Below are 25,458 nucleotides of genomic sequence, written 5' to 3'. Positions count from 1 at the left end.
ATATATATATTAACCTTATCTCCTAGACGAATTAGGGGTTTACAATAGAGTTTAGAAATGATATTTATCTATATTTTTCTCATTGAATATTAAAGGTGGACCAAGTAGTACCCACTTCTTTTCAGGGATATATTTAGGGTACCCTTCCTCAATTGCCTCAAATTGCTCAATACCTGGTACTTTATCTGTAAGTGGCTTTCCTTCAATCAGTTGCTTACCTACCCAAACGGACACATAGCCTAAGGCTTTAACATCCCAAAGAACTCCATAGCGGACGACCGAGTTTCCTTTCTTGAAATACTTCCTCATGTTGTCAGGAGTAGTGATAGCTACCGCAACCACCTTTTGCGGGGAAACCTTAACATGTTCGGCAGCGGCAGCAATTCCAGGCCCAGCTTCCGAATGCTCCCCGATATAGCCGGTAATCTCGGGCATAGTCCGCATCATAGTGCTTACAGTATCAAAGACCTTATCGAAAGTAACCCCAGGAGCTTTTATACTAGCGAGTTCCATTGTCTTGGCGTACTTTTGTTGGTAGCGTTCCTTTTCATACTCCATCCATTCGTTGAGCTGGTTAGAAGCTAGATCGCCAGTGATAATAGCGAATTTGCCCTTGTAGTTCATTTCTTTTGCAAGAAGATCCATTACAGTGTACCCGAGTTCCTTTGGAGATACTTGTTGGACCATGACTTCCCGCTCAGAGTCCGGGGCATCGGAATCCCAAGTGAAAACATGGATGCCAGCTTCCCTTGCCTTCTTGATGACAGGTTTTAGTACATTAGCATCCATAACGGATATACCTATAGCATCAACTCCACGTAAAATCAAATTATTAATAACTTGAACCTGCTGAGTGGCATCGGGTTCGCTCGGGCCAACGTAGATTACATTAACCCCTAGTTGTTTACCAGCTAGCTTAGCCCCTTCGGCAGCAACAGTGAAATAAGGAATGCCCTCCCATTTTGGAACTAAGGCGATCGTGGGTGTTTTAGCAAAAGCAGATAGGGTTCCCATAAGAATAAATGAAATACAGACTATCAACGACACAAGAATAACATATCTATTTACTTGTCGGACCTTCATTAACCATACACCCCTTTGCAATTTATCTTAGTTACCAAAAGATCTCACCAATTATCAAGCGTCCCCTAGATCATATACCCACCCCCTTATACGGAATCCCATACTGGGCCAATGCTATGGTCAATTGTAGACCTATAGAAGACTATTGAAAAGATATAACCCACTACTTGAAAAAAGGGGGCCCTGTCGAGTCCCGGATTACCAGATTGGGTCTGAATATGACTGTGTAGGGTTTCTGGCTGTGAGGCCCCTTATGTCTAAGCCGTTTTATAACCATTTTCGTAGCAACCTCGCCAATTTGATTTCGAGGTAAGGCAATGGTTGTAAGAGCCGGTGTAATCAATGATGCCAATACAATATCATCAATTCCTACAACTGAAATATCCTCAGGACATTTTAGACCTTTTCTTCTAATAGACTTTAAGGCTCCTACAGCGACTATATCATTACACGCAACTATTGCCGTTGGTCTGCTTTTTATCCGCAACATAGTATTCATTGCCTGAAATCCGCCTCGTAATGTCCAGTCTTTCGCGACAATTAAACGCTCATCTATTTTTAAGCCATATCTAGACATGGCATTTTGAAATGCTATTAGACGTTTTTGAGCAGTCAACCAATCAGGTGCCCCACCTATATACCCAATACGGGTGTGACCTAGATCCTTCAGATATTGTATAGCTTGCGATATCCCAAATTCATAGTCAATTTCTACACTATCTACCGGAAGTGTAGGGATATTCCTATCATAGACAACGACTTCCATGCCTTGTTCGGTAAGTTGAGAGATTAAATTATCATCAAATTTACTAGCCAAGATAATAACCCCGTCAACCTTTCGCTTACACAAAGTGCGAACTGATTGAGCAATACCCTCTTCGTCGTTGTTCGTACTCGTGAGAATGATATCATATCCATTCTTTGCGGCTGCCCGACTAATGCTGTGAACCACTTCAGGATAAAATGGATTTGTGATATTAGAAATGATAATACCCAGCGTCATAGTGACCTTAGTGACCAGGCTACGGGCGACGCTATTTGGATGATAATTGACCTTTTTAATCGCTGCCAGTACCTTTTGCGCAGTTTTCTCGCTTACCAAAGTAGTATTGTTTAGCACATGGGAAACAGTGGCTATAGATACCCCTGCTTCCCTTGCAACGTCCTTTATTGTAGCCATTAGTTTCCTCCGGAAACTTTTTCTAATTAAACGCTTTATTTAAACGTTATATATAAACGTTTAAACTAACTTGTAGCTACTATATTCGACATACCTTTATATACTCCTGCTAAAACGAAAAATTTCATAGCATGCATAACCCCAGAGATGGGTTTGTCAGTTAAGCCGCTACCTGATCGCACCAATATCCATCCCGTTCCCCGTTATGCCATAGGGTGGTAAGTGCGCATAGCGTGGCGGAACCCTCTCTTGACCAACTTATCCATGCCAACTCCATGCCAACTTAACCTCGCCACCAAAAGGTCTATGTCCCAGTCGCATCCCTGCCCCGATACTCAAAAAAGCCCGGCCCTTTCGAGGGCCGGGCGATAAAAAATCAATGTTCAAACCGCACCTGTGGGATATGATCAATAGCGTCCTTCAACGCTTGCTCCCTTACTGAATCATTTAGCTCCCCCGGATTCTCTTTGGGAAGCCTGCCAGCCGCTACATGATATTCAACCCTGACCGAAAACGGGTCCAGTTTCACGCTGGCTTCAAGTCGGGCTCGGATGTCCCGGAATGCTCGAAAAAACCCATGCGGTTCAAGATCGCCACCACGACATCAACCACTACGCCCAGCAGAAACTCCTCATACTTCTTCAACCACTCAGGAAGAACCAAGCCAAGTCTGGCGAGTTCATCCTTCAGCCGACCTACAACCATCTTCTTCTTCTCTTCGCCCGGCTGGCCAGTATCCTCTGCCAATACCGCGAACGGTAGGACAAGGCATAATGCGATACGGATATAACCCAGAACCTTCAGTATACTCATATTTTCCTCGCTCCTTTCAGATAATCTATTATCCCGCTGGCAATGGCCCTTGCGGCCTTCAACTGGAATCCCTCATTTGCCAATAGCTCCTCCTCTCCCGAATTAGAAATAAACGCGAGCTCCACCAAGACAGCAGGCATCTTGGTATGCCGGAGGACATAGAAGCCTGTCCCCTTCACACCACGATCGACGAGGCCGGTAGCCTTGATCAGGGAAGCATGTATCGCGTTCGCCAGGGCTTCCCCGGGCCTGCTGCCAATGCAGTAGTAAACCTCGGCACCATTCGCTTCGCGGTTTTGAGCCGAATTGCAGTGCAGGGAAATAAAAACCGCAGCATTCGCAGCATTCGCCTTGGATGCGCGATCCTGGAGCGACACGAACGTATCGTCATCCCTGGTCATTACAGTGGGAATGCCTCTCTCAGCCAGCTCCGTCTTGAGCTTCATCGCTACGGCCAGGTTAATATCCGCTTCCTTAATCCCGGCCTGGCCTATAGCTCCGGGGTCCACCCCACCGTGTCCTGGATCGAGGCAGATCAGCCTTTTCATCTCCGGCATACGGCATCACCTCCTCAGCTCGTCGCGCAACCGCTCTAAAAGGTTATCACCGAGCTGGTCTATCTTCTCCGCGAGCTTCTCCAACGCGACACGCCAGCTCTCGTTCGCCGCCATCAGCCGCTCTTCACGTTTCGCGTGTTCCTTCATGGTCCACCAGAGCAACCACACAAACAGAAGCGGCCACGCCACAAAAACGAGCGTAGCCGCAGGATATTGGGAAAGGAGCTGTATGAGTTCCATGTTACCACCACCGCCCTTTTGGAGTACATGAAAAAGCCGCCCAGAGGCAGACTCTACATTCTACACTATATACTCTTAGACTAGACCTTCGTCACCGAGCCATCAGGATTCATTACATAACCTTCCTGCGTGAGCCTATCAATCACCTGTTGCCTTATACTCTCAGGTACATCATTGACGGTCTTCCTTCCGCTCGTAACAAGGGAATAGAATATGTTAACCCAGTAAGCGCTCATGTTATATCACCCCCAGTTTTACAGCCATATCGGCGATGGCAGCCATTAGGTCAAGATTCTGGCTCCGCAGGTCCTCCATCTGCTCCTCCTGCGTAAGCAGCCTATCCACCTGCTCATACCAGGTCTCGCCCGTTTGAGGATTTACGTAGAGCACATGGGATTTGCCTTTCACCGGCTGCGGAGGGTCAGGAACTATATCTACGCTTATTCCCTTGCTACGCTCTTCCTCAGTCAATTGCTCGGGCATGTAATGAATCAGCATTACCCGACCTCGCGTATCAGATTCCGTCTCATAAAACAGCATCGGCATAGATCATTCCTCCTTGTTAATTTACCAATAACTTGGGAAAGCTCCTAAAACTCCAGGGTCAACTGCAACATATCCTTCACCTTCCGCAACAACGAAAGTCCATAATCTAACACCACTAGGCGATATTTTGTAATAGCAATATACAGTAGATGAAGAGGGTGCCCCTGCATAAGGACAATAATAAATATATCCGTATGGGTCTACTGTTAGACTAATTACCGAAGATGAATTTGGATCGGTGTAACCCCACACTTGTGATCCACTAGGTGATATTTTAGCGATAAGACCACTACTACCGGACGCATAAACATATCCACCAGGGCCTACTGTAGGACTTCCGCTCGCGTTTGTGAATTCCCATAGCACTGAACCGCTTGATGACACCTTATAAAGGCTTCCGGAGCTACAATAAACATTCCCTTGGGCATCTACTACTACATCCGACCCAAAACTGCTACGAGATAAAGCCCATACCTCTCCCCCACTAGGTGATATTTTGCGAATAGCTTTAGTATAGTTAGAACAGCCAGCGTACACATAGTTATTAATATCTACTGCTACAGCATAAAATGTGCGATCCGGGTCAGTAAAACACCACACCTGTCCACCATTAGGTGTTATTTTACGGACAGTACCGTCACTATTAGCAGAGTAAACGTATCCATCAGAACCTACTGCTACTCCATTTGCACCATATCCAGTACTGCCCACAAAACGCCACACCAGGGAGCCGGAAGGTGATATTTTGCGGACAGCAGCGCCGTCACCACTAGCAGTATAAATATATCCATTAGGGTCTACTTTCACATCTCTTATGCCTTGGAAAGTCCAACGAACTTGCCACACCTGAGACCCAGTAGATGAAACCTTATACAAATTAGAATAAGAATAGGTGCTAGCCCAACTACCAAAATAAGAATAATAACTCAAGAGGTCTACCCATGCACTCCCATTCCACACTTTGCCGATACCAGACACCCACTGACTACCATTCCAATACTTTGGCTTTTTCTTATAATCCACCCACGCGCTTCCATTCCAATATTTGAGCTGTGCCATTCCATCACCCCCCCAAGCACCGCCAACAGTCTTAAGTCTGAATCCAGATGTCACCTACCGCCTGAGCCGTAGGTTGAGTAGACTGTACCCAGATATTTTGTCCGCCGTTTCGCGCCACAGTTAGTCCACTTACCCCTATAGTCACCTTATCCCCTTCAGCATCCGGGGTTAACGTAACGTTAGCCCCGGCTACCAGTTCAAGGGTATCCTGCTCCTGATCAGCAGATATAATCGTAGCTCCTACCTTGACATTACTAAACGCATTCTGGTTAGGTTCCGCACCGGAAGGTATCGAGTCAAGTTTGCTTTTGTCCGCCGCCGACATAAAGCCCGCCGTCGTTGTAGTGGCTACCGCGTGGGCTGACCCTCCGGCTCCAACATGCGAGGACGGAGCAAAACCACTGGGGCTGACACCGCCAACTGTTGCGGCATCACCCGTGATGCTGGCAGGCAATTTACCGTCAGAATTTAACCGGAGGATCTTGTTAGCTGTCGGCACCGTTACAACATCACTGGTCAGCACATGCCCGCTGTGCGGTGCCACCGCGTCCATGTGGGCCTTTGCCGCCTCAAGGGTCGTCGCCGGAGCCTCCCACCAGTTCGCCTTTCCCGTGATCGCCTTGATGCGGTTAGCGATCCAGCTTACCCACTGCACCAGCTTGCCCGGCCCGTTGTTCGTTGGTGTCTGGGACGGGTCTGCCGTGGGGGTTAGTGCCGCGTCAATCTGATCGGCATTGTAATTTAGGTCCGAGATATTCACTACGTCAGTTCCATCCGGTTTCTTTAGCCCATAGTTAGAAGTAGTCTGCATAGGCGTCACCTCTCCTCGTCACTGAGTGTTTGGCTTTGCCACCCTGAATTGGTCCCAGGTCATCCCGCTTGCCTCCGTCCAGATATATGTCAAAGCCTCTTGCCATACCAGATAAGTATAAGCATACGAAAAAACAAGATGAGCAGGTTTTACCTGCTCAATCGAATCCGTAAGATCATTTAGGTTGGGCGGGATACCTCTCGTCCCGATAAACTTCACCACGAAACAGTATTCCGCCGGGTATTCAATTACATCAACCTCTCCGCCAGAGAAGGCCGCCGCCACCTGCTTTATAAGGTCAACGGTAGCGGTCCCTACCCCTCGGATCTTAGACTTGATCACTGACCGTCTGAAGTCATCAGGCTTGGTCGGGTCTACCGGGATACCTAATTCCTTCTCCCATATCTCGAGGCCCCAAGTCGCCCTATCTACAAAGAACTGATCCAGAACGCTAAATAGGACCTGCCTTAGCAGCCCTATCTCGTTCGCAATCACATTCTGAATCGCGGTCATTACCCTGCTGGTCCGGTAGTAAGGAGGCAGATACTCCATCAAGTCGGGTCGGAAGTCTTCGGGCTTAAGAGTTTCATTATCTCCATACCCGGCCTGCCCGTATATCAGTTCGCCATAGTCCAATCACCTCACCCCCTAAACCCCGGCTAGCTGGTTCCAGGTGACAGGACCTTTGGGCATGAAAGCCGAGGCGTGCTGACCGTCAAGCAGGTCAGCGTCTAGACCCGAATTAGAACCGTCGTTGCCTGCGTGCCAGAAGGCCCCCACATCAAGCACCGTTGTAAGTAAATCATACCCAGTTAGGTCAGTTTTCTGAGTGATAGTCCAGCCAGTTCTGTGATTATCGCTCGAACTATGCCCCTCCAAAAGCGATACCCATAACTTAGGATATGAGTAAACGTCTCCAACATCACCAATGATCAGCACAACCTTGCCTGTAGCTATATTACGTCCCCATCGCACAAGTGGGCGTTTCTTACTCAGATTAATGTAACCATAGTTATAGAAACTCGGTCCGGATGCATAAATATATCCCCCTACTATTAGAAAAAATGGCGAAGTGCTATCATAAAAGTATCCCTCTATTAATAACCGCATCATAACATTTTCGGAGGCAGCAGTTATTGGGGTCTCAATTACAAAGGCTCCTGCCGCACTACTGGTTGACCACTCGTATGCCGCCACGTTTTGGTGATAGCGAGGATTAGCACTGCCGATACGAAACCCTATCGGACCGGTTATCATATCCCCAGCTTTATTTACCGCCCCTATGTCTCCCGGTGTAAGCGCATCGCTACCCCCAGAAGCATGGGTGCTCTTGTGGGCCGATGGCGGGAATGTTGAGGGTTTCCCCGTTACCCCTGCCCATGGAGTACTATCCGCCACCTCAGCCGCGTCTACCTTGCCGTCATTATCGGTGTCGTAGACACTTTTGAGCATATCACCAGCCGTGGAGACGTTGACCAGTAGAACGTTCCCCGCGGTCGTACCGATGAAGAGCTTATTGGTATCAGTCGTGAACCCCAATTCCCCTGGAGCAAGGGTAATGCCCGACAGCTCGGCCTCCGTCCCCCGGCGAATCTGGATGAGTACCTTCCTCGGCATGCTATCACCACCTATGCGAACGTTCCACCATCCACCGCGGCCACCATCAGGCAGTTGCCATTGGCCGCGTCATACACGATGGAAACCCCGTCAATGTTTGCAGCCACACCATTTCCGTCGACCGTGATCCCATTGTAGGCTTTTACGGAGATCGAGTCAGGGTCTACCACGATTCCGTTACCTGCGCCCACGTTGAGAGTAACTGTATCAGCTTGACCCCCACCGGTGAGGCCTGCCCCTGCCACGATGGTTTGGAGAGCTCCGCCTGTCCTCACCCACGCACTCCCGTTCCAGGAGTAGACCTTCTCTTCATCGTCGACGTAGCAGGTCCAACCTATCTGAGGGGTATAAAAGTCCCAGGCGGAACCATTCCATTCGGCGATTTGATTCGTCTTGTCGACCCATGCCCCAGTAGCACCGGCAGGAACTATATACCTGTCCCCAACAGCTGGTGTTGAGGGTGGCGTGGTTAAGTGCTGGTCCTTCACGCTCGCCTGCGGTTCGATGTTGTGCTTTGCAAGCTCGATTTCGTTCCTGATTTTCTGAGCTGACCACAGGTCTGTGGGGCCGGTACCGCTATCATTAATTAACCGGTGAATGGTCACGTTATTTATGTGTCCCGCGATCTCCGCCGCGGTCTTGGTATTTGTGCCGTCCGAAACCTTGTTCACGTGCCCTCCGGAAACATCGGTTTTGAGGACTTTTGCATAGGTCGCGCCGTCAGCGATATCGTCAATGGTGCCGGTGAGATCAGATAGAGCCTGGGCATTGACCCGGTGCCAGGTCGTTCCGTCATCGATATACAGGTATCCCGCATTCTCACCTGACGTCACGTAGTAGAATCTGCCTGGCACTGAGGCGTTGGGACGGTTTACGTAGGTTCCCGACATGGCCCGGCCTACGAAGATGTTCGTCGTACCGTCACCGATATAGACCTCTTTCGTGTCGGTACAGAACCCGAGCTCTCCACTGGCCAATGCTCCGCGTGCGACAAGTTCCACTTTAGTCCCGCGCCGAATCTTGATTATCTGAGGCATTCTGTCTCACCCCTCCATCTACACGAAGCTGCCTCCGTCTATTTCTCCGTTTTCTATATGGCAGTTAAGATCGGCCTTATGCCGTTCGAGCTCCGTCTGTGTCGCCACAAGGCTGCTTTGCACCGTGTTCATATCCTCGGCTTCCACCTGATCCCCCAAAGATTCATAAGTGACATATACCTTTTCAACCGGAGCCATTACCCGGAGCAAGGTTTTCCATGGAGTATCCCCTGGGGACCGAATGGTGTAGGTCACAATCTTTACGCCAGTCTTACCAGGTCCAGTCCAGACCTCCAGAGTGTCAGTCTTTACATTGTCATGGGCAAGGAAACTCTCACCCAAACCATCATTTAGCATTATGACTTCATCCTGGATCACATATGGGATAGCCCGTCGGTTCAGCTTCGTAATAAATTGGTCTACCGCCTGAGGGTAACTCATTCAAACCACCCGCCTAGACACTCAGCGTCACGGTTCCCAGGACCGGAACCCCTTCATCCCCAAGAGTCACATTTGCGGTCCCTCCGTTCACCTGGAGGCTGGAGTAATCCATCACTCCAGGAATGCCCAGAAGGATCGAGCCTATCTGTGCATAGCTCACATACGTCTGCCTGAAGGCAATACTCGCAAAATAATCCCTGAGTCTCTTTACAAACTCTGTCTGAATATCATTGAGGATATATCCGGTATCCAGGGTTACTGTAGCAGTCACCGAAACCGTGACACCTGTTGCAGCCACCACAGTTACCGCCGCTCCTATCGGCCTTTCTTCCTCGATATGCTCCGCCACAGCGGCCACAAGCTCAGGGCTGGCAGGCTGTTTCTCGCTGTCCACGACCAAAACCTTTACAGTTCCAGGACCATTCCAGAGCGGAATGACCTTCGCGTCACCGACACCTGGTACCTCCAGCGCCCAGTTCATGTAATGCGCCTTATTCCCGCTTGTGGCAGGAGTCCTGACCTTGAGATAATAGCGGTTAAGCAAGGACTCATCGCTTTCAGTATCAATCCCTCCGGTTGTCGGCTCAGGGTTAGTCACCGCATTTACACCAGTCACCGGAGCCACCAAAACACTTATTGCACCTGCCACCACATTCCCGCCAGAGCCGGCCTCGACAGCCTCTATTGCGGCAAAGCCCTCACCATTGGCATCCAGGGTGACACTCTCTGTAGTTATAAACTCTACAGACTGCGCACCTGTCGTGGGATCGGCAGGAGTCGCCACCCTGATCCCAGAAGGGACTACAGCACCTGCTGTGCCGGTAAACTTCACCTTCCCTGTGGCCTTCACCGCAGGCCGCCTGATAACTCCATGCTCACCGCAGCGCATATCAAGGTATTGATCAAAGGTAGTACTGGCGAACCCTCTCCGTAGAACCTCCTGCGCCCAAAGGGCAGCCAGGGCAAGCTCAATGGCAGTCGGGGAGAGCGAATCCCAAATAAAATCCCCTTCGGCCTTTGATATATCAGGGGGTAAGGCATTAAGCATGCGTTGCAGTATGGCTTCATATGTCTGGTCCTCCAAATAAGGAGGCAACTCTGCCATTTAGCCCACCCCCTCATACATCAACTCAAACTTCTCCCGTTTTCTTGCTAACCAACGCGTAGCACCGAAATAGAGCCACATATAAACCCGTTTAACCTGCTGATACCCGCAAATCTGAATGTGCCAGGTTTTGTCAGAGTTGGGATCTTTGCTGATCCCCCCACCCCTAATACCAGCATGTTGTCTTATAATTTCCAATGCCCACTTACAGAAGTCTTTTCCGCCCGCAATATTGAATATGGGATCATATACTCCCTTACGTCGCCGGACCGCAATACATCCATCTCCGTCAAATATGCCACGGATATAGTGCGATACCAATTGAGGCTCCGTGATTTTGGGATAAGTATGAGTAAATGCCTTGCGCGGCATAATCCCAAGCTTCAAGAGATCGCTTATCATTTTCCGTGAGTTTACCTTAAGTACTACTTGACCTGGATTTCCTTTCAATATTTCTCGTGAAGTCCCTAAATCATTCTTTAGCAACCGCAAATGAGCAATATCACATTCAGCCAACTGGACTTTTAAGGCATTCGCCCCACCATAAAGGTCAATGGAACCATCAGCCTGAATAAAACCAAGCCAGTATGCGCTATCTGGTGTAAGTGGTTGGGAGAAATAATCTTGCCTAAAAAAGTCAATCCGTTTGTCTTCACACTGACGCACATGATAGCTCCTGAGCCAATCGCAATCCTTCCTAATGCCTAAACGATTGGCCCTAATTATCACTGCCCAAGTAGACCGTCCTAGCCTCTGGGCTAGCTCAGCAGCTTCTGTTGTCGGATAGCATTCACGTAAAATGTCGTCTTCCTCTGCTGTCCATGCAGCACGTTGTCTAGCAATCTGTAGACTATGATCTTCCAGACGCTGAGTAAGCTCCGCCATCACTGAATCACCACCATTCCGCTCACCGTCCCTGTTTCACCCCGGACATTCGACACCTCACAGGTGAAATACACTGTGTCCCCGTCCCACTGGAAAGTGAAATTCCCTACGCTAGCTGTCCGGGGGTCCACCATAAGGCATTCCGTGGCGATTCTCCTGATCTCGCTTTCGTTCGCCTCTCTGGTCAGGTGCCTGCCGATCAATTCCTCAAATTCCTGGCCGTAAGAACGGGAATAGACCATATACCTATACCGAGCCGTCATAAGGGCCTTCTGGCACCATTCAAGCCACGCATCCGCGCCTTCACTCTCTGCTACCCGGCCCGTAGGAGTAAGGACGAATTCGCCCTTATCAAAATCGAAGCGCCACGATCTCCCAAAGGAAACCTGGCGCTCTTCTGTTCCCGCCGGCTCAATCTCCGGCTCATCAACCGGAAATAACTGTTCAGGCATAAGGCACCACCCGCGATATGATCACCACGTCCCGACCTCCATTAACCAGGGCACATATAACCCTGTCGCCGGGTTTATACTCCGGCTTGTGTTTTATCCGGGCCTTAGTGATCTTTATAAGCTTCTCCGGCTTCTCCTCAGCATTGTAAATCCAATCATCGAACTTATAAGTCACCGTATACGTTCCCGCGACTGTAGGACTATGGGCCTGAGTCGGTATAGCCGGTAGCACGATCTGCCCAGTTTCATCGTGTTTAGGGACTTTAAGAGTAAGCTCTATATCCAGGTCTATCACCGGCTCCAGAACTAGCGGGTCTGTGAATTCATGTTTGTATCTATCCAGCTTTACACCCTTCGCCGTAATAGTCCCTAGTTCAGACGCCAGCCCTGCGATAGCTTGTGAGGAGGCCTGCCTTGCCATCCGCTGGAGTTCAACAGCTAACTCAGTCATTGCATCAGGCATAGTACCGCCTCCTGATGTATTGTTCTGACGCCAGGTCCAGGGTCATGTGGCCCGGATCTCCCAGGGAGTGCTGGGCAGTAGTCACAAGCCAGGAGGCACCATTCAACGTAACCTTATCTCCTGCCCGTATTGTCGGGATATCAGGGCCGGTAACAGTAACCGTCTCTTGAATCCCTGTAAGTAGCGCCTTTGCCGCCGCCTTCGCCATACCCTGGGTAGTTATCTGCTCATCTTGAATCACCCTCTGGAGAGTGCCCAGCTTTGTTTCTCCAGTCTCCACGGCCATCACGGAGGACTTCGTGTCCTCTATCGCCGCACCCAAAACCTTAACTTTCGTCACCGCGCCCTCCAGGGTGCGAGACTGGGCAACCTCCTCGAAGGTCTCCAACTGCCAGACCGTGCTATTACTCCCGAGCCGCACAAGCTCCAACTGCTTCCCAGCCATCCGCGCCCGGTATAGCCCGCCCTGCCTTGCCGTCTCTTTGAGATCCGTCCAGAGCATGTTGAATATCGTCTGCGCCCTGTAAACAGCCTTCCCGAGGGCCACACCTGTATCTACTACCCGGCCCAGCGGAATGCTCCAGTCAGCGGTATACCGTTTCAACCTCGCCGTGGCTGTCTGGCCTGCCGGGAAGAGGTATTCATCCTCCGACCTATCCAAGTAAATCGTCCGGTCATAGACCGTAACCGTGACATGTTTCTGCCCTCGCGTCCTGCTCTCCACGGTCCAGACCACGCCATCAAGCAGGACCACCATGTTACCTGAGACTGGGTGAGGACCGCTTATCCTGATCTCCTGGCCCGGCGCAATCACTGGTAAGTCAGGAGTAACAACCAAGGTAATTTCGCCACGGTATGCTATCTCTGCGAGACTGTCTGCCAGGGTAGCCTCCTCCAGCAAGTCACCGAGATAATACCTGTTCGCAAGGACGACCTCAATCATTTAGGCATCACCAGCTTAGTTCCTGGTTGCAGCCTGTTGGGATCAGGACCTATGACCTTCCGATTCGCGGAGTAAATGTCGCGCCACCGGTTCCCATCATTCAATTGGAGTTTCGCTATCTTATAGAGACTGTCACCCTCTTTTGTGATATACACCTTCGGCACTGGCTTTGTGTCCGGCCTCGGCCTGGACTCTCTCTTCTCTGCAGGCTGCGCCGCCGTCCTCACCTTGACGTCTCTCCATGTCCGAAGGGACACCTCATAGTAAATATCACCGGGTTCTCCACCCTTAATGGTGTAATTCACTGAGGTTACCAACGCCAAGGTATTTATGGTAGTCTCAGTCACCAAAAACCTTACCGGCTTGCCCTCTGTCCGCAGGTCTATCAATTGATTGATAGCCTCTTTTGGGTCTGGAATGTCCGCATATCTGCAATAGCCCGAATCATAATGAGCAGGGAAAAATGAGGCGAACCGAATTCCGGTCCGCCTGTCTCCTGTCGGGAAGTCTATCTCTCCTAAATTGATTACATTTACTGTCTCTATCTGCTTCTCGCCCTCGACCGTGACCTCTTCAGGATTCACAGGGAGCCGGAACGTTGAACCCTCCGCCAAAAAATAGAAGTCCATTAGCCCGTCTCCCTCCTTAGCTCGCTAAGTTCTCCAGGACAGCCCGAAGGTTCCTCGCCACTATCCCTGCCGCCTCGTCTGCAACCTTGCCAGCATCGGCTCTGGAGTTGACCTGGATCGTCTTGACTGCTTCGCCCATGTGAATGTGGACAACAGTAGTATTCGACCCGCCCTTAGAAGGTCCGACAGCCAGCGAAGTCGTAAACCCTCCATCCTTGAACCCTTTAACTCCGAGATGTTGCCCAGCTTCCTGCCAGAGTTCCAAAGCCCTCAACCGGAAACGAGGAGTAAGCGGAATTATCGCCTCCGGGCCTTCCTCAGCCACCCTTGCAATATGCGGCCTTGTGGCTATCGTTCCTTTTGCATAACCAGGCAGCCCGTAGGACTTAGCAAAACTCATAACCCTCTTTACATACGCCTGCGTCTCAGGGTATGGAGGTATACCTTTATATCTCCTCACCGCGTTTGGCCCGGCATTGTATGCCGCAAGCGCAAGCGGGACACTCTCAAACTGCCTCAGCATTTGAGACAAATATTTAGCTCCAGCCTCTACCTGTAGGTCAGGCCGCGTCCTCAACTGCGCTGGTTCATAGCCCAGGCTCCTGGCTGTGGAAGGCATTACTTGAGTAAGCCCGATAGCGCCTACACGGGAAACCACTCCAGCTCTCCCACTGCTCTCGGCCTGGATTAGCCCTCTTAAAAGGGCCACGGGAACCCTAAACGTCGCCGCTACCCGAGATACCAGGCCATGCAGCCAGCCTGTAGCCTTTTGAGCATCCTGCACTACCGGCAGTTGCTTGACCCTCTGCGACATACCGCCTTCTATCGCACGGAGGGCAGGCTCTTCAGCCGCAATGCCAGTCGCTCTATTCGCACCCAGCCACCTTCCGGCTTCGGTCCACAATCTTAAAGCCCTTTCCCGCTCACGGGTCAGAGGAATTATCGCCTCCGGGCCTGCTTCGCCGACAAGGGCGAACTGTGGACGCATCACTATCGCACCCTGACCATATGCAGGCCGCATTACCAATTCCTGGCCCTTCAATTTCTCCTGGAGGTCTCGTGTCCTTTCCTCCCACGTCTTATACCGTTCGGCCTCACGTGGCGCCCACGCTTTATCTATCAACTTTCTAGCCTTTTCACCGATATAACCTCCGAGGCCCCAACCGGCACCCACAGCGGCACCCGGTAACCCTCCAATAGCTTTACCTATGATAGCACCCATGAGCGGGTTACTCGAGCCAACTTCTAAAATGCCTTTCATAATAGACTGGGCAATTGAGGTTCCGGCCCTTGTTGCCCACTCTTTGCCACCCGAAGCCCACCATCTATCGAAAGGTTTAACTATGATTTCGCTCCATAGAATCTGTGTCTTCCCGAATAGGTCAGCCTTCTGGAATCTTGGGTCCTTGAGCAGACGATCAATCATATTGAAGGCCCGCTCCAGGCATGTCATGATTCTATCTCCGGCCCGGAATGCTACTTTCTCTAAAGTGTCTCCCCAGCGCTTGGTTACATCTTCGTTCCGGGTAAAGAGATCAACCAACCGCTCCATCCTGGGCTTAACAGCCCTGCTTAAGCCGTCGCCCCAGCGAAATACGATACCCATGTTGAAAACATCTTTTATCGTGCTCCACAGGCCCAGGAGAGACCTCGACTGCCGCGCCATCATGTTTGGAAATCGCTCATTCATGCCCTTGATGAAAATATCAATGGCCTTGCTGGCAGGAATGAGGCCCTTCTCGGACATCTTCATGACCTCGGCGGTGCTCTTGCCCATCGCCTTCGCTAGCATATCCCAGGCAGGGATACCGGCCTCAGTCAACTGCCTCATTTCCTCGCCCGATACCTTGGCCTTGGCCCTCATCTGACCAATAGCAAGGATTAACCTGTCAATGCCCTCAGCGCCTATCCCAAGGCCGGAAGCCGCATTCCCAATAGCCGTCATAGTGGGAAGTATCTCTTTTGCACTGAATCCAAAGGCCAGAAGACGTTTGGAGGCGTCCTGGAGTTCCGGAAACTCAAACGGTGTGAGGGCCGCGAATCTTTGTAGGTCCTTTAGAAACCTGTCGGCCTTTTCCCCGGACTTTAGCATCGTCTCGAAGCCTATCTTCGCCTGCTCCATCTGCCCGGCTAACTGTAACGGTTTAACTACTGCCGCCGCTGTAACCGCCGCGCCACCAATACCGATACCGAGCATCCCGAGCGGCGAAGTCACGGCCCGCATAATCCCACTGATAGCTCCAGTCACCATATTCTTGGCCCGGATGGTCACTGTCCACACTCTGCCTGTGAGGCCGCGTAGCTTGGAACCGATCCAACCGGCTGCACTGGACACCCGGTCTATCAGCGTGGCCCTGGGCCTAGCTATCATATCATCCAGCCCTTTAAGCAGCGATTGAGCCCTTGCAAGCTGTCCGAATAACTCCCCTCTCAGGTCTGCCACCGGCCCGGCCTTGACACCCGAAAGACTTCTCAAAGCCTCTTTGGCCCTTACAATCTCGTCCATGAGCGGGCCTTTCATGTCAGCCACCACGTCATATTTGCCCTTATCCAGGTTTTCCAGGACCGCGCTAATACGGGCCACAACCGCCGATACCCTATCCTGAGCCGCCAAAACCGGCGAAGCCTGCTCAAGGGATAGCTTTTTGATGAATCTATCAGCCTTGAACAAGGTTTGTGTCAGCTTATCCCTTACCTCAATAACCGGAGCTATCCTCTCCCGGCTTAAGACTCTAGCCGTCTTCTGTATGCGGCCTATAGACTCTTCAAACCTCTTCTGCACCCGCTGGGCGCGGGCGATAGCATCCTGGTCGTTTATGTCGATGACTATCTCACTACGATATAGCTCGTCTGCCATCACCCGCCGCCTCCTTCTGCGCCTTCATTTCCTCCTCCAAGGCTACCGCCATGCTTGCCATCATAAACCTACGCGCCCCGTCCGGCTTTGCCCAAAATTCGTCAGGCGGTAAGCCCGTCCTCTGAAATATCTGGTGAACCAAAGCCAGAACAGGGCGCGTCCTTATCAGTTTTTTAGTTCCTCCAGGTCCTCATCGAAGCCCGAAAGGGCAAGGGTCTCAGCAAATATTTGGTCTAGCTCACCCGCCAGGAGTATCCGCTGAATAACCTCCTCCGGACCGCTAGCCTGGTATTTCTCCAGGAGCCTCGCATCATCGAATCTTGGTTTCACAATGCTAGCCAGGGCGACCCTCACGGTGAAAAGCCTGGTATCCACCTCTTCCCTGTCCGGCGTTCCACGCTTCCCTTTTATCACCTGGGTGCATCGCTCACGGATAGCATATATCTGCTTTGTGGTAAGTGCCTGCAAGGTCAGAGGGATACCAAGGCGCTTCAAAAAAAGCGTCCTCTGAGGCACTCTGTCCGCGTTCAGAAGACGCTCTAGTATCTGTTCATCGGTCAACTGCTCATAATCCATAAACTACCCTCCTAGACTGTAATAGTCCCGCCGCCAGCCTCTTCACCCGCTCCGCCCTCGACAATCGGGTCAAGCAATTCATAGTCCTCGAAGGTGAAAGGCCACTCCTCATTGACCACTTCGCCGGTAGTCCAGTTGGCCAAGGAGATCCGGTCGAAGACTACGTTCTTAAGCCGGACCCGCTCATACCCATACGCCTCCGGATCAGCGAGCTTGCTCACAATTTCGGTCTTGACCGAACCCTGGGCATTATCACGTATAGGGTCGTTTAACTGAATCAGCTTGCTCGTTACCTTGAACCCCGAGATCGTTCCAGTCCCACGAAGGCCAGTCACCTTATGATGGACCCACCTATCGCCAGAAGGCCGGACCTCTGCCTTCTGAATCTCGACATTAGCCTCAAGATGGTTGAAGTTCGTTTCCCAATTACCATCTACGTAGACTTCGCCAAAGCTGCCGTTAATTACGCGGCTGGCATCCAGCGCCATCTACCTCCACCTCCCACTATCGAATCCCAAACGTCCCATAGATATATTCCATCGCGTCAGTCAGCCGGGCATCCCAACGAATGTAGACCTCATCCGGCGCAGCAAGCGCAGGATGATACGCCGGGTCTAATTCGACGATATAGTCCCGCTCGATCAGCCCGCCCAAGACCAAGGTCTCCATGTACTGCTTGCAGGCGTTTATGAGGGCTATCTTGCCATCATCATTGTTGTTGACCTTCCCGATGTAATTATCGGAGGCGGTCTTGAGCAGGTCTGCATTGATAGCATCCATGACCCGAATGGCCCGAATCTTCCTCCACTGCCTGTTCTGGCCCTCGCGTAGGCTGGCAAGAGTGTTAAGGCCCTGCTCCACCTTGACCTTCTCGCCGTCATGCACCAGCACCAAAGACCCGGCCTGGAGTGCGGCCTCGACTTGGCTGTTGGTGAGCCTCGGCTTCACGTCCTCAAATGGGCACACGGCATATGTCGTGCTTTCCGAAAGCCTCTGACCCGCGATAAGGCCCGCGATGAAAGGCGCAACCTGTGCGCTCGAATACCAAGTTCCTGCCAGCTTCGCGGAGTTAACCACGTTGACTATACCCTCATAATTCATGAGAGTAGACCGGCTATTACCCTTGGTAATATCAAGGTCATCCGCAGCGCTCCCGCCGATAACCGCAATAACGCCCGTACCCTCATTTCTCAACCGCTCAATCCAGGACTTCACCGAGACCTGGAGAGCAGAATCGCTCACGCCGTCGAGGGCAAACAGGTTGAACTGCCTAGCCTCGAAGGCCGCCATCGCGTCAACGTAATCCGTATTGGTGATCCCGGCTATCCCGTTATTGCCGCCCATGAAGGGCTGAGTGCTGACTGCCGCCAGCGTATTGTTGCCGTCTGCTATTTTCGTAGCGGTGATCCACTCGTTGCCGCTGTCGCCATTGATAGCAGCCACCGCGTTGTCAACCGCACCTTTGGCGAAAGTGAATGTCCGCAAAATGACAGTGCCCTCATAAAGGACAATATCCTGCTTCGTATTGTCCACCGGATTGTCCCGGACCGTCGCATTGAATGCACGGTTAGACTCATACTTCGTCTCCAGCTTGAGGACATCCACAGGAGTAGCCGCTGTGTCCTTGAGGGTAAGGCTACCCTTTGCCGCCGAACTATCGGCAAGCCGGTAACCTATGACCTTCCTTGCGCCACCAAGCAGGGCCATGCGGATGGTATCGTATGCGGTGACTCCATCACCACACTTGGCTGTGTAAGCCTTGATTAACTCGGCCTCACTTTCGATCTCGACTATCTCCTTGATGGGCCCCCAATTCGCCTTCACTGGAACAGCGACCGTCCCACGCGCTCCAGGTTTAATTGCCGCTAAAGCCGCAGCTACGAAGTTTAGATAGAATCCTGGGCGAACTTTGCCCTCAGTCGCCGACCATTGTCCACCTGCCACTTTTTAATCATCTCCTTTTCTAACTTGCAAATCTCCATTGATAGCCATAAGCTGTTTTCCTTCTTCCATGGCAACAATCTCTTACGACTTTTGGATATTTTATCTTCATGGCTTCCGCAGCTTCAGGAATGCTGCCGTAGACTGCAACCACCTCACCGTTACTTATCTGCAGAACCTTTTTCTTTCTCTTTTCGTTGGCTAAACAAGTTACATTCTTCTTAAAATGTTCAATGTCAATAAGCCCTGTACGAATGGCGTGCGTAGTGTTTTCTCGATGCGTTGACCATTCAAGGTTTTGTGCCGAATTGTCGGTTTTGATTCCGTTTCTATGATTGATAGTAGGTTTATTGTCTAGATTTGGGATAAAAGCTTCAGCAACTAACCTGTGAACAGTTACGCTTTTCCGTACTCCTTCGGTCCTTTTTCTGAGCATCACCGTTGCGTAACCATCCTTGTCTATTTTTTGTTTTAATATCCTGCCCTTGAAATGCCTTATCTTGTTATTTGATTGAACAATTGTTCTATCAAGGGACCGGACGTTGCCTAAATTTGATACCTGGTAATATCCCTCGAACCCTTCAATGTCAGCCCATACTTCCACCATCATACTACCTCTCTTATCTCGGTCTTGCCCTAAGGAAGGCATCAATCGCCTTTCTAACCTCATTTACAGTCAATTCCTGTACCTTGCTGCCATACAGCGCACCAGTAACCACCTCCGGCGCTACGCCAAAGATAGCCTGGGCATTACTGATAAGCTCTTCCCTCGGATACCGACTCTCCACCGACTCCGCCCTGACAACCAGCTCTGGTTTCTTTTCAGACACCCATAATCACCTCCAGGCACCATTCAAGTAAACGTGCCACATAAGCGAAACTTCCTCCATCGGTCTTGCCGTCATTCTACTCAAAGTCGCCGTCACCTGCCCTGTATTCAGGGCGTCAACCCTGTAATCAACAGCAGGGCTGTCAACCTGCAGATACCTCTTATGCACAAGGTCAAGAGGTATCTTTATAGCCGTCCCAAGTTCCTGAACGATTTTTACTGCGCCTTCAATCTCCTGATTAGGCGTACCGCCCAAGACGTGCCCTTGAACTGCCTTTGAGACCCTAAACATCGCCCGCGCCTGCTCCTCGACATTCACACGGGTAACCCGCCACATTACCGCAGGCCGCTTGTATCCCAAGGGCCAGAAATTACGATACACAGCCCAACCGGAACCCAGGACGCCCTCCGTCCACTTCGCCAGGGCCTCCAGCCAGAGGTCATTGGCTATCGTCTCCGGAATCTCTACCGGCTGAAGGGCCATGACCGCGAATTGAAGCCCTCTGGTTATCGCGTCCCATTCTTCATCTACAAAGTCGGCCCCGATGGTGCCGAGATAGTGGCACGTGAATACCTCTCCGGCCTGGGTCATCAACAGCTGCCCGTCTAAGGCAACTATCACCTTCGCGGCCAGGGCGTCCACCTGCTGAAACGTCGTCCGGGAAACGTAGGGCCATGCCTCGATGATGCGTCTAAAGCCCGTCCATGGGCTCTCCTCAGCCTCTACACCCTGCCTAACCACGAGGTAGGGCTTCTCTACACCCGGTCCTGCCGCCTGCGGCTCATAAACCCTTCCAGACACATCAGGGACGGCCTGTATCAGCCTCTCCCGTATCGCCTCCCGCATGATAGATCAATCCCTCCAGTAATCCCGCACCGTCTGACCGATACGCGGCGCATGGGCCTGCATCGTGGGAATGACAATAGAATAAGGCCCAGGCTTATACCATAGGGCCTTACGCAGTTCCACGGGCTTACAGGCAAGCTCCAGCCACACGCCATATTCCACGCCGTGGCTCAGATACAGGATGAAGGTATCTCCTCGAACATCCACGCCAGCATGAAGGCTCTGCCTCGCATGTCCGGTCCGGTCAACCCACGCTGCATGGGTCTTTGCATAGCCCTCCAACTGCCCTGCCCAGTTTTGAAGCAGGGCATAAAGGCCAGCCTTCTTCCTCTCCAGGGCGTCAGCCGCGCCTTGAGCAAAGTTTAGCTTTCCAGGCATCTATGACACCTTCTCAAGGTCGGCCTGCATCCCGACTACCTGGCCTTGAACCACCTGCGGGTAGACCGCTTTCACCACAAAATGGCCCAGGCCGGGCACGTCGAATTCATCCTGCACGTCCGGCCCGGCCCGAAGGTCAGCCTGGTAGTCGGCTATCAATCCCCAGCCTCTATCAACTTGCTTAGTCCCTGCCAGTCCCGAGACTTCCTGCGGCATCCGGCCTCCATCAACAAATATCCGCACCGCGAAAGGGCCAACCGTGCTTTTGACCTCGTCAAAGTACCCGCCCTTGTCCACTTTCTCCGTGCGCTTGACTGTTATCAGGACCGAATTCTGCCCGATAGCCCACGTCACATGGGATCGCCGGAGGGCTACCATATCCACGCTCATTCACAACACCTCCGGCGGCGTAATCTTGAGAATCACACTTCCTCCACTCATCCGAGCCATGCTCGCATATTGCTGGGCCATCGCCAGGGCATGGGCAAGCTGGTCCTTTAACGAGGTCAGGTCATATCGTTCCTGTCCGACACTGTAACTCTCTATCTGGCCTTGCAGCATCCCGGCCTTCATGGTCCACCCTGCCGCCGCCGCGCCATAAATACTTATAGCCTCAGTAAGCAAGGTGTCCAGGTCGCTATCCAGAAACCTGGTATCAGCCTCGCTTCCTCCTGCCGGTATCTGCTCGTTTAGAAGTTTCCGGAGTCTTGCTCTCAAGTCTGCTGTTGGAGTCATCTGCCGTCACCACCTCAGGCACAACCCTGGGCTCGAAATGCGGGCACTCCTGCTCAACCCTTGCGCCTTCCTGGGTCCACCGCCTCACCGGAAGGGCAGGGCTGCACCTCATCGCCGGGAGCATAGAAACATCTGCGCCCGGCATCCAAGGATACCAGGCGCAGTCTACACATTTAGGCATCCAGAGTCACCACCCTACGCAGCAGGGAGAGCAAGTTCTTCCACTGCGTTAACAGGACTTGCGATGGTCCCACGGCGTGCCCTTCCGACTATCTGCTGTTCCACGAGGCGGCTCAGGTCAGCACCCTCAGCATCAATCATGAGGTCATGCTTCACAAGCTCCCGGAAGTACTTCTGACCCTCAATCAGGTACGCCTTACCAGGATCAACGCCAGGATAGTCATAGACCTTCTCACCGACCATGGTAGACCAGCCATCATAGAAGATCAGAGTATCAATGCCCGAAACAGCAGGATACTCAGTCCCACTTACCACCATGCGCTGGAGGACTTCCTCAATATCCCACCGCTTGCTAGAGTGCGCCAGCAGAATATTGGGCCGCCTCGGTGCGCCGGTATCAGTGTTCTTATCCTGGCTTGCGTGGACAAGCCCGGCTTTAATGGTCTCGCGGAGTTTCTCACGATAAGTCCCAGCAGTGGTATTGGCCGCCGTCTTGTTCTTCGCAGGATAGGCATAACTAATAATCGGGTTAAGGTGAATGTGGTTCAGAAGTGCGTTATACGCCTCACCAAGCGCCCGGTTCATCTCAGCAACCTGCCAGGTCTTGTCATAGACCCTCATGTCTTCGGTAATCTCGAATCCGGCAGCGTAAGTTACGATCGGCACGGTATCCTTCGGCCCGATCCTGCGGGCGCCGAACCTGACCTCCTCGAGCTCCATATGCTCCATGAAAACCACCTGGGCATTGACAAAAGGCGTAATATCGACAAACTCGGTGAAGTTAGCGTCTTCTACCCGGCGATAGACCGGAGTATAAAGCAGAGGAACGGCTTCGCGCCCGAGTTCGAGGTCAATCACACTCTTCTGTACCACATCATAAAGCCCAGCCGGAGTCACCAGCATCTCACCGAGAGGCTTAGTAAAATCGAAAGTCTCCATCTCGCCATTGACGATCCGCTTGGTGACCTCGTAAAGCCTCCCATTTAATCTAAAGGGCACCCTCTCCTCAATGGTGCCCTGCTGCTTCCGCGCAGCCTTAAGGTCTTCAATTGCATAAACCTTAAACACTCATATCACCTCCATTAATGAGCCAGAACCTGCGGACCCAGCTCGAACCAGATAACGTCATTGGCATCCTTGGCGAGGGTCACGCGCCCTACAGGCCGGTTCTGAGGGTTACCGCTGGCATCTGCATTCGCATTCGTGGTCAAGACCTTGGCAGAAGTGTCATAGAACACCTTATCGCCCTTATTGAATGCGTCAGCGGTATTGATCTGACTTGTCTCATACTCCGCCTGCTCAATATCCAGCACCACCTCAGCCGTTTGCCCGGCACCTGTCGTTACACTCTGAATCGCCATCCCGAAAAAGCCATCCAGCAGGTAAAACTTGCCCTGCTCAATCACCGTGTTCTCCGGCACGGTAACCCTAACAGACTTCCCATCACTTACCTTGCGTCCCACTAGCTCCACCTCCTAAAACTAAAAAGCCTGTCGCTTTACGCGCAGGCTAGAGGACTGGTTGTTGTTATTTCCACCTACCGCAGGCGGCTTGTCCACATAGGATTTACTAATAGCAGCCTTGACCACTTCATCCGCAAGGAGTTTATCAATCTCCCCCGCTATCTGCTCCTTAGTAGCACCCTCCGGCACCTGAAGCAGCTTCTTGACTAACCCCTGCGCCATCTCTCCAGAGACCTTCTCTTTCAAGACCTCATTGACCAGGGCTTCATGCTTCGCCTTACGGCCTTCAGCGACCGCTTTCGCCGCCTCCTCAGCCACCTTGACTACGTCCATTTCTCCCGAGACTCCAAGGGCCTCCCTGACTTTCTTCAGGGTCTCGGCATCCTTGACAGCCTCGCCAGCAGCCTTGACAACGTCCATCTCGCCGGAAACCTTGAGGGCTTCCTTGACTTTCCCAAGAGTATCTTTCGTGCCGCTAACCTCTTTCAGCAAGTCAGCGTCAATCTCGCCGATGATCTCCCGGCCTTTCCAGCCCATCTCTCCTACCACCTGCGCCCTGGTGACCTCCCCAGTCGCAAGCATCGTCTTTAACTGAGCCACAAGCTCCTTCCATGTCATTTTCTTTTGTTCACCTCCGATGATTTCATCCATCTCTCCAATGGCGACTATCTCTGTCGGCATCCCAGCCCGGCCCAGAGGAGTCCAGTCAATGGATAGCGGCTGATAATCGACTACCCTGGTCTCTCCACCGGCCTGATCCAGCTTCGGAATGCCGAATATGCTTACTGTCCTAACCGCCTTAGCCTTGATCCAGCGTTTCAAGTCCGCCGCCGCCTTGTCCACGACACCCCGGAAATACGCCGCGCCATCCTTCCAAAGGGCACCTACCCAATGCGTCACAGGCGTGGGAAATTCGTGGTCCACGTCCTCCGGCTTCTGGTGGCCCAGGAACCCAGGAAGGCCCTGCGTCATGACCTCTCCCACGATCCGCTGTAACGCTTCCGGCCTGTAGTCCCAGCCCCGCCTGCTCTTTCCGGCAGGGACCTTGACCACAACCTCTAGAGGGTCCGTATCGCCCACCTTTAGCGCCGCTATATCAGCCCAGGGCGCAAGCGGTATGTCCTCGACCCTCATTTCGCCCGTCACAGTAGCCATCAGGGAGGCCATTTCACCCGTGCCACCCAAGACAGCAGGTAAAGGCATATCCAACTCTCGATAATGCCCGGTAAGATGTTGTACCGCCTCCCTCCTCTGCTCCGCTGTTAGGTCAGGATTGCTCCTGGCACCCGCCAAGGCACCCACAGCAGCCACAAGGCCAGCACGGTTCAGGACTACCGTCCCATCATCCCTTACCTCGTGGTGAGGGCCCCAGCAGTCAGCCTCCGTCAGGTCTTTATTAACCTCGGCCTTAACTACCGCGTAGACCTCGCGAATAGCCTCAGCTACGCCGGTAGCTCCTTCCTCCAAACCCTGCTTCAACAACCGCCATATACGGCTTTTGTCTACGTCTCCCCACGCGGCATTCGACACCGCTTTACCTATCTCGAATCGCTTACCCATTATGTCACCTCCCTTCCGTACATAAGAAAACCACCTCAGCTTTCTGCTTTGGCAGTCAATTCTTCGTGGTGAATTTCCCTGTCTGCATGTCCCTGACCCTTACTTTACCCGTCCTCGCGCTCACCTCTACCTGTTTCTGTACTACCTGCACGGGCCCAGGCGGTGCAGTGGCGATTTTCACAACGCCCTGTCCCAAGGCATCTCACCTCCTGCGGACATGAAAACACCGCC

General features: G+C 52.1%; 33 protein-coding genes and 1 pseudogene. All 34 read right to left on the bottom strand.

Annotation, left to right across the window (positions count from 1 at the left end; translation table 11 throughout):
* Positions 1-51: 51 nt before the first annotated feature.
* The 34 genes and pseudogenes from HPY71_01800 to HPY71_01635 all read right to left on the bottom strand — a co-directional run bounded on the left by HPY71_01800 (position 52) and on the right by HPY71_01635 (position 25,423).
* Entirely contained in the window at positions 52-1,083 is a 1,032-nt protein-coding gene (locus HPY71_01800; GenBank protein ID NPV52239.1) for an autoinducer 2 ABC transporter substrate-binding protein, read from the bottom strand.
* Positions 1,084-1,246: 163 nt separating this feature from the next.
* Positions 1,247-2,263, bottom strand: coding sequence for a LacI family DNA-binding transcriptional regulator (locus HPY71_01795; GenBank protein NPV52238.1), 1,017 nt, complete (start codon positions 2,261-2,263; stop codon positions 1,247-1,249).
* 376 nt (positions 2,264-2,639) lie between these two features.
* Positions 2,640-2,792 carry a hypothetical protein gene (locus HPY71_01790; protein NPV52237.1) on the bottom strand — a complete coding sequence of 51 codons (153 nt, stop codon included), beginning with the start codon at positions 2,790-2,792 and terminating at the stop codon, positions 2,640-2,642.
* On the bottom strand, positions 2,789-3,076 hold the full coding sequence (locus HPY71_01785; GenBank protein ID NPV52236.1) for a hypothetical protein: 288 nt from the start codon (positions 3,074-3,076) through the stop codon (positions 2,789-2,791). Before HPY71_01785 ends, HPY71_01790 begins: the two co-directional genes overlap by 4 nt.
* Positions 3,073-3,633 carry an N-acetylmuramoyl-L-alanine amidase gene (locus HPY71_01780; GenBank protein ID NPV52235.1) on the bottom strand — a complete coding sequence of 187 codons (561 nt, stop codon included), beginning with the start codon at positions 3,631-3,633 and terminating at the stop codon, positions 3,073-3,075. The genes HPY71_01785 and HPY71_01780 overlap by 4 nt, the downstream gene beginning before the upstream one ends.
* Before the next feature lie 6 nt (positions 3,634-3,639).
* On the bottom strand, positions 3,640-3,873 hold the full coding sequence (locus HPY71_01775; GenBank protein ID NPV52234.1) for a hypothetical protein: 234 nt from the start codon (positions 3,871-3,873) through the stop codon (positions 3,640-3,642).
* Positions 3,874-3,953: 80 nt separating this feature from the next.
* Entirely contained in the window at positions 3,954-4,109 is a 156-nt protein-coding gene (locus HPY71_01770; GenBank protein NPV52233.1) for a hypothetical protein, read from the bottom strand.
* Between the two features lies 1 nt (position 4,110).
* Positions 4,111-4,419, bottom strand: coding sequence for a hypothetical protein (locus HPY71_01765; protein ID NPV52232.1), 309 nt, complete (start codon positions 4,417-4,419; stop codon positions 4,111-4,113).
* Between the two features lie 21 nt (positions 4,420-4,440).
* A complete protein-coding gene (locus tag HPY71_01760; protein NPV52231.1) occupies positions 4,441-5,478 on the bottom strand; it encodes a hypothetical protein in 1,038 nt (345 codons plus the stop codon).
* 31 nt (positions 5,479-5,509) lie between these two features.
* Complete coding sequence (locus HPY71_01755; protein NPV52230.1) at positions 5,510-6,289, bottom strand: hypothetical protein; 780 nt, start codon at positions 6,287-6,289, stop codon at positions 5,510-5,512.
* A gap of 18 nt (positions 6,290-6,307) precedes the next feature.
* Complete coding sequence (locus HPY71_01750; GenBank protein ID NPV52229.1) at positions 6,308-6,841, bottom strand: YmfQ family protein; 534 nt, start codon at positions 6,839-6,841, stop codon at positions 6,308-6,310.
* Between the two features lie 780 nt (positions 6,842-7,621).
* Positions 7,622-7,906, bottom strand: a pseudogene (locus HPY71_01745) (phage tail protein).
* A gap of 11 nt (positions 7,907-7,917) precedes the next feature.
* The gene (locus tag HPY71_01740) at positions 7,918-8,943 is read right to left on the bottom strand and encodes a DUF2793 domain-containing protein (GenBank protein ID NPV52228.1); all 1,026 of its coding nucleotides are present in this window, start codon (positions 8,941-8,943) and stop codon (positions 7,918-7,920) included.
* 18 nt (positions 8,944-8,961) lie between these two features.
* Positions 8,962-9,384 carry a phosphoglucomutase gene (locus HPY71_01735; GenBank protein ID NPV52227.1) on the bottom strand — a complete coding sequence of 141 codons (423 nt, stop codon included), beginning with the start codon at positions 9,382-9,384 and terminating at the stop codon, positions 8,962-8,964.
* 13 nt (positions 9,385-9,397) lie between these two features.
* Positions 9,398-10,489: a baseplate J/gp47 family protein gene (locus tag HPY71_01730; GenBank protein ID NPV52226.1), complete on the bottom strand. Its 1,092-nt coding sequence runs from the start codon at positions 10,487-10,489 to the stop codon at positions 9,398-9,400.
* Positions 10,490-11,377, bottom strand: a complete 888-nt coding sequence (locus HPY71_01725) for a hypothetical protein (GenBank protein NPV52225.1) — start codon at positions 11,375-11,377, stop codon at positions 10,490-10,492.
* Complete coding sequence (locus HPY71_01720; GenBank protein NPV52224.1) at positions 11,374-11,826, bottom strand: DUF2634 domain-containing protein; 453 nt, start codon at positions 11,824-11,826, stop codon at positions 11,374-11,376. Before HPY71_01720 ends, HPY71_01725 begins: the two co-directional genes overlap by 4 nt.
* Positions 11,819-12,289 (bottom strand): hypothetical protein, encoded by a 471-nt coding sequence (locus HPY71_01715; protein NPV52223.1) that lies wholly within the window; start codon positions 12,287-12,289, stop codon positions 11,819-11,821. The genes HPY71_01720 and HPY71_01715 overlap by 8 nt, the downstream gene beginning before the upstream one ends.
* A complete protein-coding gene (locus tag HPY71_01710) occupies positions 12,282-13,232 on the bottom strand; it encodes a phage portal protein (GenBank protein ID NPV52222.1) in 951 nt (316 codons plus the stop codon). The genes HPY71_01715 and HPY71_01710 overlap by 8 nt, the downstream gene beginning before the upstream one ends.
* Positions 13,229-13,861 carry a LysM peptidoglycan-binding domain-containing protein gene (locus HPY71_01705; protein NPV52221.1) on the bottom strand — a complete coding sequence of 211 codons (633 nt, stop codon included), beginning with the start codon at positions 13,859-13,861 and terminating at the stop codon, positions 13,229-13,231. The genes HPY71_01710 and HPY71_01705 overlap by 4 nt, the downstream gene beginning before the upstream one ends.
* A 16-nt stretch (positions 13,862-13,877) precedes the next feature.
* The gene (locus tag HPY71_01700) at positions 13,878-16,718 is read right to left on the bottom strand and encodes a transglycosylase SLT domain-containing protein (protein ID NPV52220.1); all 2,841 of its coding nucleotides are present in this window, start codon (positions 16,716-16,718) and stop codon (positions 13,878-13,880) included.
* A gap of 165 nt (positions 16,719-16,883) precedes the next feature.
* A complete protein-coding gene (locus HPY71_01695; GenBank protein NPV52219.1) occupies positions 16,884-17,294 on the bottom strand; it encodes a hypothetical protein in 411 nt (136 codons plus the stop codon).
* An 11-nt stretch (positions 17,295-17,305) separates the two neighbouring features.
* Positions 17,306-17,782 (bottom strand): phage tail tube protein, encoded by a 477-nt coding sequence (locus HPY71_01690; GenBank protein ID NPV52218.1) that lies wholly within the window; start codon positions 17,780-17,782, stop codon positions 17,306-17,308.
* Positions 17,783-17,798: 16 nt separating this feature from the next.
* Positions 17,799-19,238: a phage tail sheath protein gene (locus tag HPY71_01685; protein NPV52217.1), complete on the bottom strand. Its 1,440-nt coding sequence runs from the start codon at positions 19,236-19,238 to the stop codon at positions 17,799-17,801.
* 19 nt (positions 19,239-19,257) lie between these two features.
* Positions 19,258-19,845: an endonuclease gene (locus tag HPY71_01680; GenBank protein NPV52216.1), complete on the bottom strand. Its 588-nt coding sequence runs from the start codon at positions 19,843-19,845 to the stop codon at positions 19,258-19,260.
* A gap of 10 nt (positions 19,846-19,855) precedes the next feature.
* Positions 19,856-20,065 (bottom strand): hypothetical protein, encoded by a 210-nt coding sequence (locus tag HPY71_01675; GenBank protein NPV52215.1) that lies wholly within the window; start codon positions 20,063-20,065, stop codon positions 19,856-19,858.
* Positions 20,066-20,071: 6 nt separating this feature from the next.
* Entirely contained in the window at positions 20,072-20,911 is an 840-nt protein-coding gene (locus HPY71_01670) for a hypothetical protein (protein NPV52214.1), read from the bottom strand.
* 6 nt (positions 20,912-20,917) lie between these two features.
* A complete protein-coding gene (locus tag HPY71_01665) occupies positions 20,918-21,289 on the bottom strand; it encodes a hypothetical protein (GenBank protein ID NPV52213.1) in 372 nt (123 codons plus the stop codon).
* The gene (locus tag HPY71_01660; GenBank protein NPV52212.1) at positions 21,290-21,673 is read right to left on the bottom strand and encodes a hypothetical protein; all 384 of its coding nucleotides are present in this window, start codon (positions 21,671-21,673) and stop codon (positions 21,290-21,292) included. It lies immediately after the preceding gene.
* 6 nt (positions 21,674-21,679) lie between these two features.
* The gene (locus HPY71_01655) at positions 21,680-22,024 is read right to left on the bottom strand and encodes a hypothetical protein (GenBank protein NPV52211.1); all 345 of its coding nucleotides are present in this window, start codon (positions 22,022-22,024) and stop codon (positions 21,680-21,682) included.
* 195 nt (positions 22,025-22,219) lie between these two features.
* Positions 22,220-23,272, bottom strand: coding sequence for a hypothetical protein (locus HPY71_01650; protein NPV52210.1), 1,053 nt, complete (start codon positions 23,270-23,272; stop codon positions 22,220-22,222).
* 14 nt (positions 23,273-23,286) lie between these two features.
* On the bottom strand, positions 23,287-23,667 hold the full coding sequence (locus tag HPY71_01645; protein NPV52209.1) for a DUF2190 family protein: 381 nt from the start codon (positions 23,665-23,667) through the stop codon (positions 23,287-23,289).
* Positions 23,668-23,685: 18 nt separating this feature from the next.
* Positions 23,686-25,227 (bottom strand): hypothetical protein, encoded by a 1,542-nt coding sequence (locus HPY71_01640; GenBank protein ID NPV52208.1) that lies wholly within the window; start codon positions 25,225-25,227, stop codon positions 23,686-23,688.
* A gap of 55 nt (positions 25,228-25,282) precedes the next feature.
* Positions 25,283-25,423, bottom strand: coding sequence for a hypothetical protein (locus HPY71_01635; GenBank protein ID NPV52207.1), 141 nt, complete (start codon positions 25,421-25,423; stop codon positions 25,283-25,285).
* Between the last annotated feature and the right edge of the window lie 35 nt (positions 25,424-25,458).

It is taken from the genome of Bacillota bacterium (genome assembly GCA_013178125.1).
Classification (GTDB): domain Bacteria; phylum Bacillota; class SHA-98; order Ch115; family JABLXJ01; genus JABLXL01.
The sequence above is the reverse complement of the archived record's forward strand: the minus strand, read 5'-3'. Positions and strand labels throughout refer to the sequence as shown.